Source organism: Agrobacterium sp. LEGMi-208b, from assembly GCF_059511785.1.
The window spans coordinates 793,303-809,324 of the sequence record NZ_CM183445.1 but is presented as its reverse complement, the minus strand read 5'-3'; the positions used below and the strand labels follow the sequence as shown (position 1 = coordinate 809,324).

Here is a 16,022-nt window from a genome sequence, read left to right as displayed (position 1 = left end):
CTTTAACCGAACCGGAAGGGGCGTTCGCCGAGGCTTTCGAACGGGCGGATCAGATAACCGTCGGGATCGGCGACGATGAATTGCCGGTTGCCCACTTCGACCGTGCCGCGCCTGTACCATTTTTCCTCCAGCGGCATGACGAGGTCGATCAAGGATCGCTCCAGCCGGGAAAGAATGGGTTGCAGGGAGGGAACGGCGAGCTGCAGGTTCATGCCGCGGCCGAGCGGAAATTCGAGTGCGGCATTATCAGTCACGAATGTCCGGGTCGCGCCGATCTGGTCGATCATCAGCTCCGCATCACCCAGCGCCAGATAGGTAAAGCCCTCCTCGGGGCGCTCGTAGACCACATGAAAACCGATCAGGTCGCAATAAAAGGCGCGGCTTTTCTGCCAGTCGCTGACGGCAAGTTCAGGAACGAGGGCATTTCGTATGATGGTCATGGTCTCCTTATGCCGCGCAGGCCCGGTGGGAGGATGGGCTTGCCATAAATGTCGATCTTATCCTCTTCCCGGCCGCATGCCAGAGGAAACCTCATCATGGCAGCCATGTGCGGGGTTATGGGCTGACAGGATGGCGACAGGCTTCGTGCGGTTGCGACTCTTTCTGCCGTCATTCCGGCCTTGAGCCGGAATCCAGCCAGCCCAAGTCCTTGGGCTTAAAAGAGTCGTCCCGCCGCGCCGACGCGCGACGACTGGATTCCGGCTCAAGGCCTGAATGACGGACCGGGTATAGGGTGCCACGTCGTTTTGTCCGCGTTATCGACTCAACTGAGTGCAATCACCCGAAAACCACCGCCTACGCCTTCGTACCGCCGACGGTGATCTGGTCCATGCGCAGATGCGGCTGGCCGACGCCAACAGGCACCCATTGTCCGGCCTTGCCGCAATTGCCGATGCCGGTATCGAGTTTGGAATCGTTGCCGATCATCGACACGCGCTTCATCGCATCCGGCCCGTTGCCGATCAGCATCGCGCCCTTTACCGGTGCGCCGATCCTGCCGTTTTCGATAAGATAGGCCTCGGTGCAGCCGAACACGAATTTGCCAGACGTGATATCCACCTGGCCGCCGCCGAAGGAGACGGCGTAGATGCCCTTCTTCACGGAGGCGATGATCTCCTCCGGCGTCTTGTCGCCCGACAGCATATATGTGTTCGTCATGCGCGGCATCGGCACATAGGCATAACCCTGCCGGCGGCCGTTGCCGGTGGGCTTGGCGCCCATCAGCCGGGCGTTCTGCCGGTCCTGCATATAGCCGACCAGCCTGCCGTTCTCGATCAGCACGTTATAGCCGGAAGGTGTGCCTTCATCGTCGATTGTCAGCGAGCCGCGGCGGCTGTCGATGGTGCCGTCATCCACCACGGTCACGCCGGTTGCGGCGACCATTTCGCCCATCAGGCCGGCAAAGGCCGAGGTTTTCTTGCGGTTGAAATCGCCTTCCAGACCGTGGCCCACCGCCTCGTGCAGCATGACGCCCGGCCAGCCGGAGCCGAGCACCACATCCATGGTGCCAGCAGGTGCATCAATGGCGGTGAGATTGACGAGCGCCTGCCGCAGCGCTTCATCCGCGCCGCGCTGCCAGTTTTCCGTGGTGATGAAATCGCTGAAACCGACGCGGCCGCCAATGCCGTAGGAGCCGCTTTCCTGCCGGTCGCCTTCGCCCGCCACGACGGAAACATTGATGCGGGTCATCGGCCGGATGTCGCTGACGCGATGGCCATCGGCGCGCAGGATATCGACCACCTGCCAGCTTGCGGAAATGGTCGCCGTCACCTGCCGGACCTTGTCGTCCTTGTCGCGCAGATAGGCGTCGATATCGGTGAGAAGCTTCACCTTCTCCTCGAAGCTCGGGCTGCCGATCGGGTTCTCGTCGCCATAAAGCTTCTTGTTGGTGCGCTGCGGTGCGGCGGCATAGGAGCCGGAATACCCTCTGGTCACCGCGCCCACCGCATCGGAAGCACGCTTCAGCGCGCTCTGCGAAAGCTCGCCCGCATGGGCATAACCTACGGTCTCGCCGGCAACGGCGCGCAGGCCAAAACCCTGGTCGGTGTTGAAGGAGCCGCCCTTCAGCCGGCCATTATCGAAGGTCAGCGATTCGGCCTGGGCATGTTCGATGAAAAGCTCGCCATCGTCAGCGCCGGCGAGCGCCTCGCCGACGAGCTTGCGCAATTGCGTTTCGTCGCAATCGAAGAGTTTTACAAGATCGTCGGTCATGGGAGGCTCCAGTCATTATCGTTCATGACCGATTTAGGCACTGGAGCGGGCGGACGCAAGGCTGTCCGCTAATGGCAGGCTTTAAGGAAGCGCGTCGTAGCCCTCGGCAAAGCCGGAAAGCTCGATCGGAATACCGACGCGATCCTGATCCACGGCTTCGCGCAGCGCGAAAACCGCATTCTTGCCGGCGCGCAGCACCTTCAGCAACTCGTCGTCAATATCCACTTCCACATAGCAGCCTTCGGAGAAGCAGCGGGTGAAATAGGCGCGGCCGATATTATTATTGTCGATATAAAGCTCCATGCCATCCTTCAAAAGCACGCCGAGCGGCGCGAGGATGCGCAGGATGCGCGACTTGCGGTCGGCCGTCTTCAGCACCACCACCGAAAGCCCGACTTCCGGGCGGTCATCGGCGATCACGTTCTGCATCAGGGCGCATTGTTCTTCGGATGCGCCGGCCGGCTTGTCGCAGATGACCGACCATGCTCCGTGCGTCGACTTCGGCGTTCCGGGCGGCTGCTGTTGCGCCAGCGCCGCAGCGGCGGGAGCGATGATGGCAAGACCGGCGGCGGCAAGAAAAGTGCGCGCGAGCGGGGAAAGACGCATGGATACCTCTGGGATTCGAATCAGTGCGGCTATTTTGACGCCATAATCCGGAAAAAAAAGCCTCAGGCCTTCAATTCCAGCGGAGTTGGGCGGAAATAGGACCTGTCCGCCGCTATGGGCGTCTGATTTACCCGGCGCGACATTCATTATCCGGCGATGAAACTGGCGGCAAAACCGGCTCTGAGAAGGGGCTTTGTCGCATTCGGACTGTTTGAAACCGCGTTCGGCCGGTCCGGCGAGGCGTGGGGTGAGAGAAAGTCGTCGTGGATTGACCAATGGCAAAATTGGGGCGCTTCCGTGTCCCGACGCATATTGCGGCAGAGGACAAACTGTGGTTTGAAGTTAGTACCATAAGCATGGATTCTGCGTCTGTGATTGATCTAGATCAGACGCGTGAGGGAGAGGGTACCGTGACGAATAGGATTTACGCAGCACTGGCGGGGATGACCTGTCTGCTCACGGCTGTCGGCGCCCACGCCGATCAGCCGGTGCATTGGCAAATGGGCATGCAGGAGGCCGCCACGCCGATCATGCACGAAATACGCTGGTTTGAACAATATACGCTCTGGTTCATTGTTCCGGTTACGCTTTTCGTTCTTGCGCTGCTCATCATCGTTGCCTTGAAATTCCGCGCCGCGAAAAATCCGGTGGCTTCCAAGACCAGCCATAACACGGCGATCGAGGTGGTGTGGACGCTGGCGCCGGTGCTCATTCTCCTGTTTCTCGCTTTCCCCTCGTTCAATCTTTTGAACGCGCAGCTGACGCAGCCGGAAAACCCCGATCTGACGCTGAAGGCGACCGCCACGCAATGGCTGTGGAACTATGAATATACGGCGACCGAGGGCGCCGAGCCGCTCGCCTTCGACAGCTACCTGCTGAAGGACGAGGATCGCGCCGCTGCCGGCAAGGAGGACAAGGCCCGCTATCCGCGTCTTCTCGCGGTCGACAATGAAATGGTCGTTCCCGTCGGCAAGACCGTTCGCCTTCTGGTGACGGCGGCTCCGACGGATGTCATCCACGCTTTCGCCATGCCCGCTTTCGGCGTCAAGATCGACGCGGTTCCTGGCCGTCTCAACGAAACATGGTTCAAGCCGGAGAAGGAAGGCCTCTATTACGGCCAATGTTCCGAGCTTTGCGGCAAGGACCACGCCTTCATGCCCATCGCCATTCGGGTGGTTTCCGAACAGCAGTACAACGCCTGGCACGCCGCCGCCGCTTCTGATCTGAACGGCGCGAACCGGGCGCTGATGGCCGCAGTCGACGGCGCTCCGCGCACGGTCGATGTTGCCGCCAACGAAACCAACTGACTCTGGAGTGAGGACAATGGCTGGACCTTCCGCACACGACGATCATCACTCGCATGGTCATTCCGCAAATGATGGGCACGCTCATGACGACCATTCGCATGATGCACATCATTCCCATACGCCGGGCTTTTTCGCCCGCTGGTTCCTGTCGACCAACCACAAGGACATCGGCACGCTCTATCTGATCTTCGCGATCATCGCCGGTATCGTCGGCGGCGGGCTTTCCGTCGTCATGCGCATGGAGCTTCAGGAGCCGGGCATCCAGATCTTCCACGGTCTGGCGTCCATGGTCTACGGCTTCGAGGGTGACGCCGCCATCGATGGCGGCAAGCACATGTTCAACGTGTTTACCACCGCGCACGCGCTGATCATGATCTTCTTCATGGTCATGCCGGCGCTGATCGGCGGTTTCGCCAACTGGATGATCCCGATCATGATCGGCGCTCCGGACATGGCTTTCCCGCGCCTGAACAACATCTCCTTCTGGCTGATCGTTCCGGCCTTCATCCTTCTCATTCTCTCGCTCTTCGTCGAGGGCCCCGCGGGTGCCTACGGTGTCGGTGGCGGCTGGACCATGTATCCGCCTCTATCGACCAACGGCATGCCGGGACCGGCGGTGGATCTGGCGATTTTCGCGCTGCACGTTTCGGGCGCCTCGTCGATCCTCGGTGCGATCAACTTCATCACCACCATTCTGAACATGCGCGCTCCGGGCATGACGCTGCACAAGATGCCGCTGTTTGCCTGGTCGGTTCTGGTCACCGCATTCCTGCTGCTGCTTTCCCTGCCGGTTCTGGCGGGCGGCATCACCATGCTTCTGACCGACCGCAACTTCGGCACGGCGTTCTTCTCGCCGGAAGGCGGCGGTGATCCGATTCTTTACCAGCACCTGTTCTGGTTCTTCGGCCATCCGGAAGTGTACATCCTGATCCTGCCGGGCTTCGGCATCATCAGCCATATCATTTCCACCTTCTCCAAGAAGCCGGTCTTCGGTTATCTCGGCATGGCCTACGCCATGGTCGCCATCGGCGCTGTCGGCTTCATCGTCTGGGCCCACCACATGTATACGGTCGGCCTGTCGCTCGAAGCGCAGCGTTACTTCGTCTTCGCCACCATGGTCATCGCGGTGCCGACGGGTATCAAGATCTTCTCGTGGATCGCGACCATGTGGGGCGGTTCGCTGACCTTCTCGACCCCGATGGTCTGGGCGATCGGCTTCATCTTCCTGTTCACGGTCGGCGGCGTCACCGGCGTCCAGCTCGCCAATGCCGGTCTCGACCGTTCGCTGCACGACACCTATTATGTCGTGGCGCACTTCCACTACGTTCTGTCGCTCGGCGCCGTCTTTGCGATCTTCGCCGGCTGGTATTACTGGTTCCCGAAGATCACCGGCTACATGTACAGCGAGTTCCTCGGCAAGCTGCATTTCTGGGTCATGTTCGTGGGCGTGAACCTCGTGTTCTTCCCGCAGCACTTCCTCGGTCTTGCCGGCATGCCGCGCCGCTACATCGATTATCCCGATGCCTATGCCGGCTGGAACATGGTATCGTCCTACGGTTCCTACATCTCGGCCGTTGGCGTGCTGATCTTCCTCTTCTGCGTCTGGGAAGCCTTCGCAAAGAAGCGGATCGCCGGCAACAACCCCTGGGGTGAAGGTGCGACGACGCTCGAATGGCAGCTGTCTTCGCCGCCGCCCTACCACCAGTGGGAACAGCTGCCGCGCATTCGCTGATGCGCGGCCCGGAACGCGGGGAAAGGACTCGCGCATTCCGGGCGCTCAAAACAAGGGACGGCGTGGCCTTGGCCGGCGCCGTTTCCCTGAGGCAGGGAATGCCCGTCGCCGCGTGACATTTTGTCCAAGCGAAGCATATCGTCCGACATGATACATGCCCCGGACGTGATAAATGCCAAGTCTGGCCTTTATGAATGAGCAGCGCAGACGAATGGCGGGATGGGCGCGGTCACAGGCCGGGCAAATGGCATCGGTTTTTCCCGCTGCCGCCCATGTCTGAGCGTTCGGTACCCAGGAATTGACGCATCGCGCATGCCGGAAATCACATTGGTTTTTCGGGCCGGTGCAGAGGATGCCGCGACAGGCGGCACCTGAAGGAAAACAGGACAGGAAATGAGCATTATCGACAATCGCGACATGCTGGGCGTGAAGGGCTCCGAACTTTCGGAAGCCAGCGCGCGCGATTATTTCGAATTGCTGAAGCCGCGCGTCATGTCACTCGTCGTCTTCACGGCCTTTGCCGGCCTCGTGCTGGCGCCGGGTGAAATCAACCCCGTGCTCGGCATCATCGCCATTCTCTGCATCGCCGTCGGCGCCGGTGCGTCCGGTGCGCTCAACATGTGGTACGATGCCGATATCGATGCCGTGATGAGCCGCACCGCCAGGCGACCGATCCCGTCCGGCCGCATCGCGCCGCGTGAGGCGCTGGCCTTCGGGCTGACGCTGTCGGCCTTCTCGGTGGTCATTCTCGGTCTTGCGGTCAACTGGTTCTCGGCCGGCCTGCTCGCCTTCACCATCTTCTTTTACGCCGTCATCTATACGATGTGGCTGAAGCGCTCGACGCCGCAGAACATCGTCATCGGCGGTGCCGCCGGCGCTTTCCCGCCGATGCTCGGCTGGGCCTGCGTCACCGGCGGCGTTTCGCTTGACAGCATCATCCTGTTCCTCATCATCTTTTTGTGGACACCGGCGCATTTCTGGGCGCTGGCTCTGTTCAAGATGCGCGATTACGGCGCCGTCGGCATTCCGATGATGCCCAACGTGGTCGGCGAACGCTCCACCAAGAACCAGATGATCGTTTATGCGGTGCTGACCGCGGCCGCGGCCGTCGCGCCCTATTTCACCGGCCTTGCGAGCGCCGGTTATGGCATCTTCGCCGCCGTGCTGAGCGCTATCTTCGTCTACTGTTCGCTCGATGTCCGGCGCATGCCTGAGGGCGACGAGAAGATGCTGCCGGCCAAGAAGATGTTCGCTTATTCGGTGCTTTATCTTTTTGCGATTTTCTCCGGCCTTCTGGCCGATCATTTCGCGTCGGCCCTGAAGGCCGTCATGTCGGGAGTCCTGTGATGGAAACGGTGGAACTGAGCGCGGCGCAGAAAAAATCGAGACGCGGGCGAAACATCGCGCTCGGTGTTCTGCTCGCCGGTCTGGTGGTGCTGTTTTATATCATCACCATCATCAAGATCGGCTCGCATTGACGGTCTGATTGGGGGAGAGGAGGAGGACATGGCAAATATGGAAACCCAGACGGCGGGGGTCGGTAAGCGGCGGGTGAGCAATCGCTCCATCCTCGTGCTCTGCCTCGTGTTTTTCTGCGCCATGATCGGCATGGCCTATGCCGCCGTGCCGCTTTACAGCCTGTTCTGCCGCGTGACCGGTTATAACGGCACGACGCAGCGCGTTGAGCAATATTCCGACGTCATCCTCGACAAGACCATCAACGTCACCTTCGACGCCAACACGTCGAACGGCCTCAACTGGGATTTCCGCCCGGTGGACAAGATGGTGAAGCCGAAGATCGGCGAAACGATACAGGTCACCTTCAAGGCCACCAACCGTTCGCCCGTGGCCACCACCGGCACGGCGGTGTTCAACGTCACGCCCATGGAGGCGGGTGCCTATTTCAACAAGGTGGAGTGTTTCTGCTTCACCGAAACGACGCTGCAGCCGGGCGAAACGCTGGAAATGCCGGTGGTGTTCTTTGTCGATCCCGACATCGCCACGGCGCGCGAAACCAAGAGCATTCATACCTTAACGCTGTCCTATACGTTTTATCCGGCCAAAACCGAAAAACCGGTTGCGTCCTTGCCGGTAAAGACTGAATTTGGCGAAAGCAAATTGTGAGAGGAGATCTGGCCTTTCTGTTAAGGCCGGATCAGGGAAGAGATACCAGGGGATTGTCGCAATGGCAGATACGCATCAGAAGAACCACGATTACCACATCATCGATCCAAGTCCCTGGCCGCTTCTGGCCTCGATCGGCGCCTTCATCCTGACCTTCGGTGGCGTCTGTTACATGCGTTACCTGTCGGGCGGCTCCTTCAAGCTGTTCGGCGCGGAACTGGCCAATCCCTGGCTGTTTTATATCGGCCTCGCCATCGTGCTTTACACCATGTACGCATGGTGGTCTGACACGATCAAGGAAGCCCATGAGGGCAACCATACCCGCGTCGTCTCGCTTCACCTGCGCTACGGCATGATCATGTTCATCGCCTCGGAGGTGATGTTCTTCGTGGCGTGGTTCTGGGCCTATTTCGATGCCAGCCTCTTCCCGCATGAGGCCATTCAGGCGTCGCGCCTCGAATATACCGGCGGGCAATGGCCGCCCAAGGGCATCGAGGTGATCGATCCCTGGCACCTGCCGCTCTACAACACCGTCATCCTGCTGCTGTCGGGCACCTGCGTCACCTGGGCGCATCACGCCCTGCTGCATAATGACCGCAAGGGCCTGATCACCGGTCTGTTGCTCACCGTCGCGCTCGGCATCCTGTTCTCCACCGTGCAGGTTTACGAATACATGCACGCGCCGTTCGATTTCAAGAATTCGATCTATGGCGCGACCTTCTTCATGGCCACCGGTTTCCACGGTTTCCACGTCTTTGTCGGCACGGTCTTCCTGCTGGTCTGCCTGTTCCGCGCCATTGGCGGCGGTTTCACGCCCCAGCAGCATTTCGGTTTCGAAGCCGCCGCCTGGTACTGGCACTTCGTTGACGTCGTCTGGCTGTTCCTGTTCTTCGCCATCTATATCTGGGGTGGCTGGGGCGCGCCGCTGCACGGCTGATTGCGTCGAATAGAATCCTGGGCCCGGAACAGGCCATCACCTGTGGAGCGAGCGGGTGCCACGTGTTTCTTCTCCCCGTCGGGGAGAAGGTCGCGGTAGCGGGATGAGGGGGCGAGGTTAGCGATAGACCGCGAGCTTGCCCCCTCATCCGACCCTTCGGGCCCCCTTCTCCCCGGCGGGGAGAAGAAACCAGCCGCGACGCCGGATCATATGCGACGACCCGAAGCGCCATGCGCTCTTTGAGGTTTTGCAAGCGGAAGCGGGAGGGCTCACCATGTCTGAACCATCAAACGGTAATTTCGCGCCGGTCGATCCCATCAAGGTCGGGCTGAAGGGCTGCTGCCCGCGCTGTGGCCATGGCCGGCTGTTTGACGGCTTCCTGACCCTAAAACCTTCCTGCAGCGCCTGCGGGCTGGATTACGGCTTTGCCGATGCGGGCGACGGCCCGGCGGTTTTCGTCATGCTGATCGTCGGTTTTCTGGTCGTCGGGCTGGCGCTCTGGTTCGATCAGCGTTTTGCGCCGCCGGTCTGGGTGCATGTCATGCTGTGGTTGCCGTTTACGGTGATTGTCTCCCTCGTGCTGCTGCGCAAGCTGAAAGGGATCATGATTGCGCTGCAATACAGGAACAATGCAAGCGAAGGCAGGCTTGATCGTGAATGACGTTTCCCACATGAAGGCGGCGGAAAGGCGGGTCTGGTTCGCCGCGCCGCTGGTGCTGCTGGCGCTTGCCATCCTTCTCGGGCTCGGCACCTGGCAGGTGAAGCGTCTCTATTGGAAAGAGGCGCTGATTGCCGATATCGAGGAGCGGCGGAGCGCAAGCCCGGTGCCGCTCGCCGATATAGAGGCGATGGCGAAAAGCGGCGGCGATATCGAATATCGACGGGTCAGCCTTTCCGGCACATTCGATCATGCCCGCGAGCGGCATTTCTTCGCCACCCATCAGGGGCAAACCGGTTATTACATCTATACGCCGCTGACGCTTGCCGGTGGCCGCATCCTCTTCGTCAATCGTGGTTTCGTGCCCTTCGAGATGAAGGAACCGGCCAAACGGCCCGACGGGCAGGTTGCCGGCGAGGTGACGATAACAGGGCTGGCGCGTGCGCCTCTGGTTGCGAAACCGTCCTCGCTGCTGCCGGATAATGATATCGCCAAGAATATCTTCTACTGGAAGGATCTGGCGGCGATGGCGTCCAGCGTCGATATCCCGTCCGACCGGCTGGTCAACCTCTTCGTGGATGCCGACGCCACGCCCAATCCCGGCGGCTGGCCGCAGGGTGGCGTGACACTGATAGATTTGCCCAACAATCACCTGCAATATGCGATAACGTGGTATGGTCTGGCGGCAGCCCTTGTCATTGTCGCCGGTTTTGCCTATTTCCGGAACGGTAAAGCGCAGGGTGAATGAAGCGCCCGTCCGGTAAGGCAGCTTATCGGGCAAGACCAGTGAGCTGGCCAAGGAGCACGAATGAACATCGCCGTTTCCAAACCCCCTTTGACGATAAGGCTGTGCGGACCGCGCGGCTTTTGCGCGGGCGTGGACCGGGCGATCCAGATCGTCGTGCTGGCGCTGAAAGCCTATGGCGCACCGGTCTATGTTCGCCACGAAATCGTGCATAATCGTTACGTTGTTGAAGGGCTGGAAGCCAAGGGCGCGATTTTCGTCGAGGAATTGCATGAAATCCCGGCCGAGCATCGCGAGCAGCCGGTGGTTTTTTCCGCCCATGGCGTGCCGAAATCCGTGCCTGAAGATGCGCAGGCACGTAACCTGTTTTATCTCGACGCCACCTGCCCGCTCGTCTCCAAGGTCCATAAGCAGGCCATGCGCCACCAGCGCCTCGGCCGTCATGTGGTGCTGATCGGCCATGCCGGTCACCCTGAGGTCATCGGCACCATGGGCCAACTGCCCGAAGGCACGGTCTCGCTGGTTGAGACGGTGGAAGATGCGGGCGTTTACGAACCGGTCGACCGTGAAAACCTCGGTTTCGTCACCCAGACGACGCTGTCGGTCGATGATACCGCCGGCGTCATCGCCAGGCTGCAGGAACGTTTCCCCGCCATTCAGGCGCCTGCCGCCGACAGCATCTGTTACGCAACCACCAACCGTCAGGATGCGGTGAAGCAGGCGGCCCCCGGCTGCGACCTCTTCATCGTCGTCGGCGCGCCCAATTCCTCCAATTCCAAGCGGCTGGTGGAAGTGGCTCTGCGAGCCGGCGCCAAACGCTCCGTGCTGGTGCAGCGGGCATCCGAAATCGACTGGGATGAAATCGGCGATATCAGCACCGTCGGCCTCTCGGCCGGTGCTTCCGCACCTGAGGTGATCGTCGATGAGATCATCGAGGCCTTCAAGGCGCGCTTCGATACGACGCTCGACCTTGCCGTGACGGTTGAGGAAACGGAACATTTCCTCGTGAACCGCGAGCTGCGCAGCATTGAGCTGACGACGGATGACATGGCTTTCGTGAACGGCAATGCCAGCAACGCCCTGCCGCCAAAAGCCGCCGCCGGCATCTGAAGCGGGTGGCGCTGAGTGAGGGCGGTTTTCGCTCCACCTGTACCATCCTCCTCCGAGATTTCCATTCCATCCTTCATCAAGAGATTTAAAGTTGGCAGTTTATACTGATATCACCGAAGACGATCTGAGGAATTTCCTCACGCAATATGACGTCGGCAGCCTCACCTCCTACAAGGGCATTGCCGAGGGCGTCGAAAACTCCAATTTCCTGCTGCATACAACCAGGGATCCGCTGATCCTGACGCTTTATGAAAAGCGCGTGGAGAAGAACGATCTGCCCTTCTTCCTCGGCCTCATGCAGCATCTGGCCGCCAAGGGCCTGTCCTGCCCCTTGCCCCTGCCGCGCAAGGATGGCGAATTGCTGGGAGAACTGTCGGGCCGGCCGGCCGCGCTCATCTCCTTCCTCGAAGGCATGTGGCTGAGAAAGCCGGAAGCGAAACATTGCCGCGAAGTCGGCAAGGCGCTGGCCGCCATGCATCTGGCCGGTGAGGGGTTCGAAATCAAGCGTCCGAATGCACTCTCCGTCGAGGGCTGGAAGGTGCTGTGGGACAAGTCCGAAGCCCGCGCCGACGAGGTGGAAAAGGGCCTGAAGGCCGAAATCCGCCCGGAGATCGAGTATCTCGCCGCCCATTGGCCGAAGGATCTGCCGGCGGGCGTCATCCATGCGGATCTGTTTCAGGACAATGTGTTCTTCCTCGGTGACGAACTCTCCGGCCTGATCGACTTCTATTTCGCCTGCAATGATCTGCTCGCTTATGACGTGTCGATCTGCCTCAATGCCTGGTGCTTCGAAAAAGATGGCGCTTATAACGTCACCAAGGGCAAGGCGCTGCTGGAAGGCTATCAGTCGGTGCGGCCGCTGAGCGAGGCGGAGCTGGCAGCACTGCCGCTTCTGGCGCGCGGTTCGGCGCTGCGTTTCTTCCTGACACGGCTTTACGACTGGCTGACGACGCCGGAGGGCGCGCTGGTGGTGAAGAAGGATCCGCTGGAATATCTGCGCAAGCTGCGGTTCCACCGGTCCATAGCCACCGTCGCCGAATATGGGCTGGCGGGCGAATGAAGCATGTCGATATTTTCACCGATGGCGCCTGCTCCGGCAATCCCGGTCCGGGCGGCTGGGGTGCCGTGCTGCGTTATGGCGAGGTTGAGAAGGAACTGTACGGCGGTGAGGCGGAAACCACCAATAACCGCATGGAGCTGATGGCGGCGATTTCGGCGCTCAATGCGCTGAAAAGCCCCTGCGAGGTCGATCTTTATACCGACAGCGCCTATGTGAAGGACGGCATCACCAAGTGGATTTTCGGCTGGAAAAAGAAGGGCTGGAAGACGGCCGATAACAAGCCGGTCAAGAATGTCGAGTTGTGGCAGGCGCTGGAAGCGGCGCAGCAACGCCACAAGGTCACGCTGCATTGGGTGAAGGGCCATGCCGGCCATCCTGAAAACGAGCGCGCCGACGAACTGGCGCGCAAGGGCATGGAGCCCTTCAAACGCCGGTAACGCAAACCTGTTTTATTGCGGGTCTGGCCGGCCCTTGAGCGGGCGGGACGCTCAATCGCGATCGGGGCCTGATTGGCGCCCGATTGGGGGTTGTGAAAACCGAAACCCGACTTATCTTGTCGTCAAACAGCCGGAAGGCGTTCCAGCGGAGGAGACATTCGGATGATCCTGCATTGTGTATTTCTAAGGTTCAAGGCTGCGACGGCATCCTCTGAAAAACATGCTGTTTTCGAGGCGATTGCGGCTCTGAAGGACGAGATACCCGGGATTATCGACGTTAAATACGGCCAGAACATCTCGCCCGAAGGTCTGAATGGCGGTTTTGTCGACGGTTTCATCGTAACGCTGGAAAGCCCGGAAGCCCGTGACGATTATCTCGCCCATCCCAAGCACATGGAAGTGGGCGAGCGCCTCGTCTCGCTTACCGATGGCGGCCTTGCCGGGCTTCTGGTGTTTGACATGAATGTATAAGGGCAAGCGGCCGGTCAGAAGGTGATCTTCCACCCGGTCCGAACCCAGATATCCGGATCGTCACCCTTTGTGGTGACGTTGAGGTTCAGCGACGCCGTCCCGCCCGCAATGTCGAATTCCGCACCAAGGCCGCCGCGCAGCCAGAAGCGGTCTATTTCCTGCCCGGCAAAAGAAAATCCCATCAGCCCCTCGATGGCGCCCGTGGTCGCCGCGGTCTCCTTTTCCAGCCGGTAGACTGCTTCGGCTCTTGCCAGCAGGCGGATCGAAGCGCTGAGATCGGTGATGCCATCGAGACCGGCGCGAATGATGGTGGATTTTTCGCGGTTCGCATCGAAACGGGCCGGAAACGCGCCGCCGGTTTCCGCATAGGCGCCCATCTCGGCTTTCGCATAGGTGACGCCGGCATAGGGCGTCAGGTTCCATTCGCCGATGGCAAGGGCATCGAGCCAGTCGAGGCGCAGCTTCGCCGCCCATACGTTAAGATCGGCCTCGCCGCGTGAATAATCCATGGCGCCGCCATTGAGGTAACCGCGCTCCATCGACACCCTGCCGGGTGCATAATAACCGCCAATAGTGGCGTAAAGGCCCCCGGTGAGCGGCAGGCTGATCTCGGGGGCGATATAGGAGCCCCTGTGGATGAAGTCGCCACCGGTGTCGATATCGCGCTCGTCGTAAAGACCGCCAAAGGCGAGGCGCGCGGTCGCTCCGCCTTCCAGCCCGACGCCGTAGGCGATATCGGCAATGCCGAAACCGCCGGCCGAGCCACGACCGTCATCATAGCCGATGTCGCTGACCACGGAGAAAGACTGGTGACCGGGTTCGAGCAGATTGCGCATCGGCGCACCATGCGCGCCGTCGAGAAGCGTATTGGCAATATCGAGACCGATACCGGCATTCGGCCTTGCGGCCAGCGTCTGCGCATATTGATCAAGGTCGATGATGCCGGAGAGGGCAGGCAGAACGGGGTGTGCCGGCTTGTCCGGCAGGGCGGCGGGAGCGACAGGAGATGGTGCTGCGGAGGCGACAGGAGATGGTGCCGCGGAGGCGACAGGAGATGGTGCTGCGGAGGCGACAGGAGATGGTGCCGCGGAGGCGACACTGCTGGTCGAAGCGGTGCCGGAACGAGTGCTGGCCGTGGGCTCTTGTCTGTCCATCTCGGTGGTATCGGTCGAAGTCGCCGCGTGCGCCGGGGTGCCGGTATTGGAGGAAGAATTGTTTTCACGCTGAGGGGTATTCGGACCCGGGGAACCATTGTCTTCCGGTGCGGCGGGTTCCGCCTGCACGATGCGGGCGATGTAAGGTGTGTTGTTTCGTGTCTGGCCGACAATGATATTGCCGTCGGCGCTGACGCCGTTGGCGCTTCGCGTGAAATCGCTGGCGACGGCGATGCCGTTATTGCGCAACCAGTCTTCGACGGAAATCATGCCCGTGGCCTCTGTCCAGCGAAAGCCCTGCCAGCCGTTGCCGGATCGCGCGGTCCCGACGATGACGGAACCGTCGGCGGTGATGCCAAGGGAGAAGGATTCACTTCCACCGTCAAGCGCGCCGAGCGCCCGCATGGTACCCGTCACCGCGCTCCATCGGAACGCGCGCCATTCGTAGGTGGTTATCATGTCAGGCAGGAGGAGTAGGTCATCGACGTTGAATTCGCCAAACTCCGACATTCTGTCATCGACGTCCAGGGCGGATATTTGCACGTCAAATCTGGATTCTCCGGCGACAAAGGAGCCATCGGCGTCGACGACCGTAGCGCGGGCGTCGTTCGAGCCGGGCAGCGTTCCGATATCCCGCATGGCGCCGCTTGCTAGCGTCCAGCGGAACGCCCGCGTGCTACTGTCCGTATCAAACTCTCCCACGACCACCGAACCGTCCGCATTGACGCCGTAGGCGATGGACTTTATCCAGCCCGCAGGCAGGGGGAGAGCCTGCATGCCGGTTGCCGCGGTCCAGCGGAACGCTCGCTGCGTCCAGGGATCGCTTGAGAGGCTTGTTTCTCCGACGATGATGGAACCGTCCGCGCTGATGTCGTGGGCGGCGGATGAATCGTGGCCGGCAAGTGTGCCGAGATTCTCCATTTCACCCGCCGCAGCCCAGCGGAACGCCTGCGTGATGCCGTTGGCGATCTCATATTTCCCGACGATGACGGAGCCATCGCCGCTGATCTTTTCGGCTCGGGGACGGTTGGTTATCGCCTGGTCGAGATAGCGCAGCGCGCCGGTTGCCGTATTCCAGCGGAAGGAGCGCGCCCCGCCGGCGGAACTGGACCATCCCACCGCCACGGAGCCGTCGGCGCTGATGCCGTTGACGGTTGCCCCGTCATGTCCGTTTGCTATCCGGATGTATGGAAGCATGTTTCGATCCGCGGCTTGCGCCACGCCGCCCGATCCGGCGGCGATGATGACTGGCAGGATAGAAAGACGGCTGAATGGCGACATGGCTTTTGCCGAGGTACGGCGGGAAGCGGCCGCGATGGCTGCGGCCATTCCCTGTATCGCACTGAAAAATGCCCTGCACACACCATCATTCAGGATTGCAGGTGGCTTCCGATGAAGAGAATTCAGGATCGGCTTGATGTCAGCAGCCGCAACAAATATATGTATTGGCACGCGTCTCTCTTATTTATA

Annotated in this window: 16 protein-coding genes; 12 read left to right on the top strand and 4 right to left on the bottom strand. The window is 60.7% G+C overall.

Annotation, left to right across the window (positions count from 1 at the left end):
• Positions 1–2 precede the first annotated feature (2 nt).
• The 3 genes from AC5YUO_RS04055 to AC5YUO_RS04045 form a co-directional block, all read right to left on the bottom strand.
• A complete protein-coding gene (locus tag AC5YUO_RS04055) occupies positions 3–440 on the bottom strand; it encodes a bleomycin resistance protein (RefSeq protein WP_400819917.1) in 438 nt (145 codons plus the stop codon).
• Positions 441–795: 355 nt separating this feature from the next.
• Complete coding sequence (tldD, locus tag AC5YUO_RS04050; protein WP_496154341.1) at positions 796–2,211, bottom strand: metalloprotease TldD; 1,416 nt, start codon at positions 2,209–2,211, stop codon at positions 796–798.
• An 81-nt stretch (positions 2,212–2,292) separates the two neighbouring features.
• On the bottom strand, positions 2,293–2,817 hold the full coding sequence (locus AC5YUO_RS04045; RefSeq protein WP_003521101.1) for an invasion associated locus B family protein: 525 nt from the start codon (positions 2,815–2,817) through the stop codon (positions 2,293–2,295).
• A gap of 443 nt (positions 2,818–3,260) precedes the next feature.
• Here AC5YUO_RS04045 and coxB point away from each other — a divergent pair, with 443 nt between their 5' ends.
• The 12 genes from coxB to AC5YUO_RS03985 all read left to right on the top strand — a co-directional run bounded on the left by coxB (position 3,261) and on the right by AC5YUO_RS03985 (position 13,398).
• Positions 3,261–4,124, top strand: a complete 864-nt coding sequence (gene coxB, locus AC5YUO_RS04040; protein WP_400820032.1) for a cytochrome c oxidase subunit II — start codon at positions 3,261–3,263, stop codon at positions 4,122–4,124.
• A 16-nt stretch (positions 4,125–4,140) separates the two neighbouring features.
• Positions 4,141–5,856, top strand: a complete 1,716-nt coding sequence (ctaD, locus tag AC5YUO_RS04035; protein WP_496154340.1) for a cytochrome c oxidase subunit I — start codon at positions 4,141–4,143, stop codon at positions 5,854–5,856.
• Positions 5,857–6,249: 393 nt separating this feature from the next.
• A complete protein-coding gene (locus AC5YUO_RS04030) occupies positions 6,250–7,203 on the top strand; it encodes a heme o synthase (protein ID WP_496154339.1) in 954 nt (317 codons plus the stop codon).
• A complete protein-coding gene (locus tag AC5YUO_RS04025) occupies positions 7,203–7,334 on the top strand; it encodes a cytochrome c oxidase system small membrane protein (RefSeq protein WP_003521105.1) in 132 nt (43 codons plus the stop codon). The genes AC5YUO_RS04030 and AC5YUO_RS04025 overlap by 1 nt, the downstream gene beginning before the upstream one ends.
• 28 nt (positions 7,335–7,362) lie before the next feature.
• Positions 7,363–7,980, top strand: a complete 618-nt coding sequence (locus AC5YUO_RS04020) for a cytochrome c oxidase assembly protein (protein ID WP_496154338.1) — start codon at positions 7,363–7,365, stop codon at positions 7,978–7,980.
• 61 nt (positions 7,981–8,041) lie between these two features.
• Complete coding sequence (locus AC5YUO_RS04015; protein WP_400819902.1) at positions 8,042–8,917, top strand: cytochrome c oxidase subunit 3; 876 nt, start codon at positions 8,042–8,044, stop codon at positions 8,915–8,917.
• A 274-nt stretch (positions 8,918–9,191) separates the two neighbouring features.
• Complete coding sequence (locus tag AC5YUO_RS04010) at positions 9,192–9,578, top strand: DUF983 domain-containing protein (RefSeq protein ID WP_496154337.1); 387 nt, start codon at positions 9,192–9,194, stop codon at positions 9,576–9,578.
• Positions 9,579–9,588: 10 nt separating this feature from the next.
• Complete coding sequence (locus AC5YUO_RS04005; RefSeq protein ID WP_496154802.1) at positions 9,589–10,323, top strand: SURF1 family protein; 735 nt, start codon at positions 9,589–9,591, stop codon at positions 10,321–10,323.
• 60 nt (positions 10,324–10,383) lie between these two features.
• Positions 10,384–11,430, top strand: coding sequence for a 4-hydroxy-3-methylbut-2-enyl diphosphate reductase (ispH, locus tag AC5YUO_RS04000; protein ID WP_496154336.1), 1,047 nt, complete (start codon positions 10,384–10,386; stop codon positions 11,428–11,430).
• A gap of 91 nt (positions 11,431–11,521) precedes the next feature.
• Complete coding sequence (locus tag AC5YUO_RS03995) at positions 11,522–12,490, top strand: homoserine kinase (protein WP_496154335.1); 969 nt, start codon at positions 11,522–11,524, stop codon at positions 12,488–12,490.
• A complete protein-coding gene (gene rnhA / locus AC5YUO_RS03990; RefSeq protein WP_496154334.1) occupies positions 12,487–12,927 on the top strand; it encodes a ribonuclease HI in 441 nt (146 codons plus the stop codon). Before AC5YUO_RS03995 ends, rnhA begins: the two co-directional genes overlap by 4 nt.
• A 162-nt stretch (positions 12,928–13,089) precedes the next feature.
• The gene (locus AC5YUO_RS03985) at positions 13,090–13,398 is read left to right on the top strand and encodes a Dabb family protein (protein ID WP_400819890.1); all 309 of its coding nucleotides are present in this window, start codon (positions 13,090–13,092) and stop codon (positions 13,396–13,398) included.
• A gap of 14 nt (positions 13,399–13,412) precedes the next feature.
• Here the strand turns inward: AC5YUO_RS03985 and AC5YUO_RS03980 are convergent, their stop codons facing one another.
• On the bottom strand, positions 13,413–15,881 hold the full coding sequence (locus AC5YUO_RS03980) for an autotransporter domain-containing protein (protein WP_496154333.1): 2,469 nt from the start codon (positions 15,879–15,881) through the stop codon (positions 13,413–13,415).
• Between the last annotated feature and the right edge of the window lie 141 nt (positions 15,882–16,022).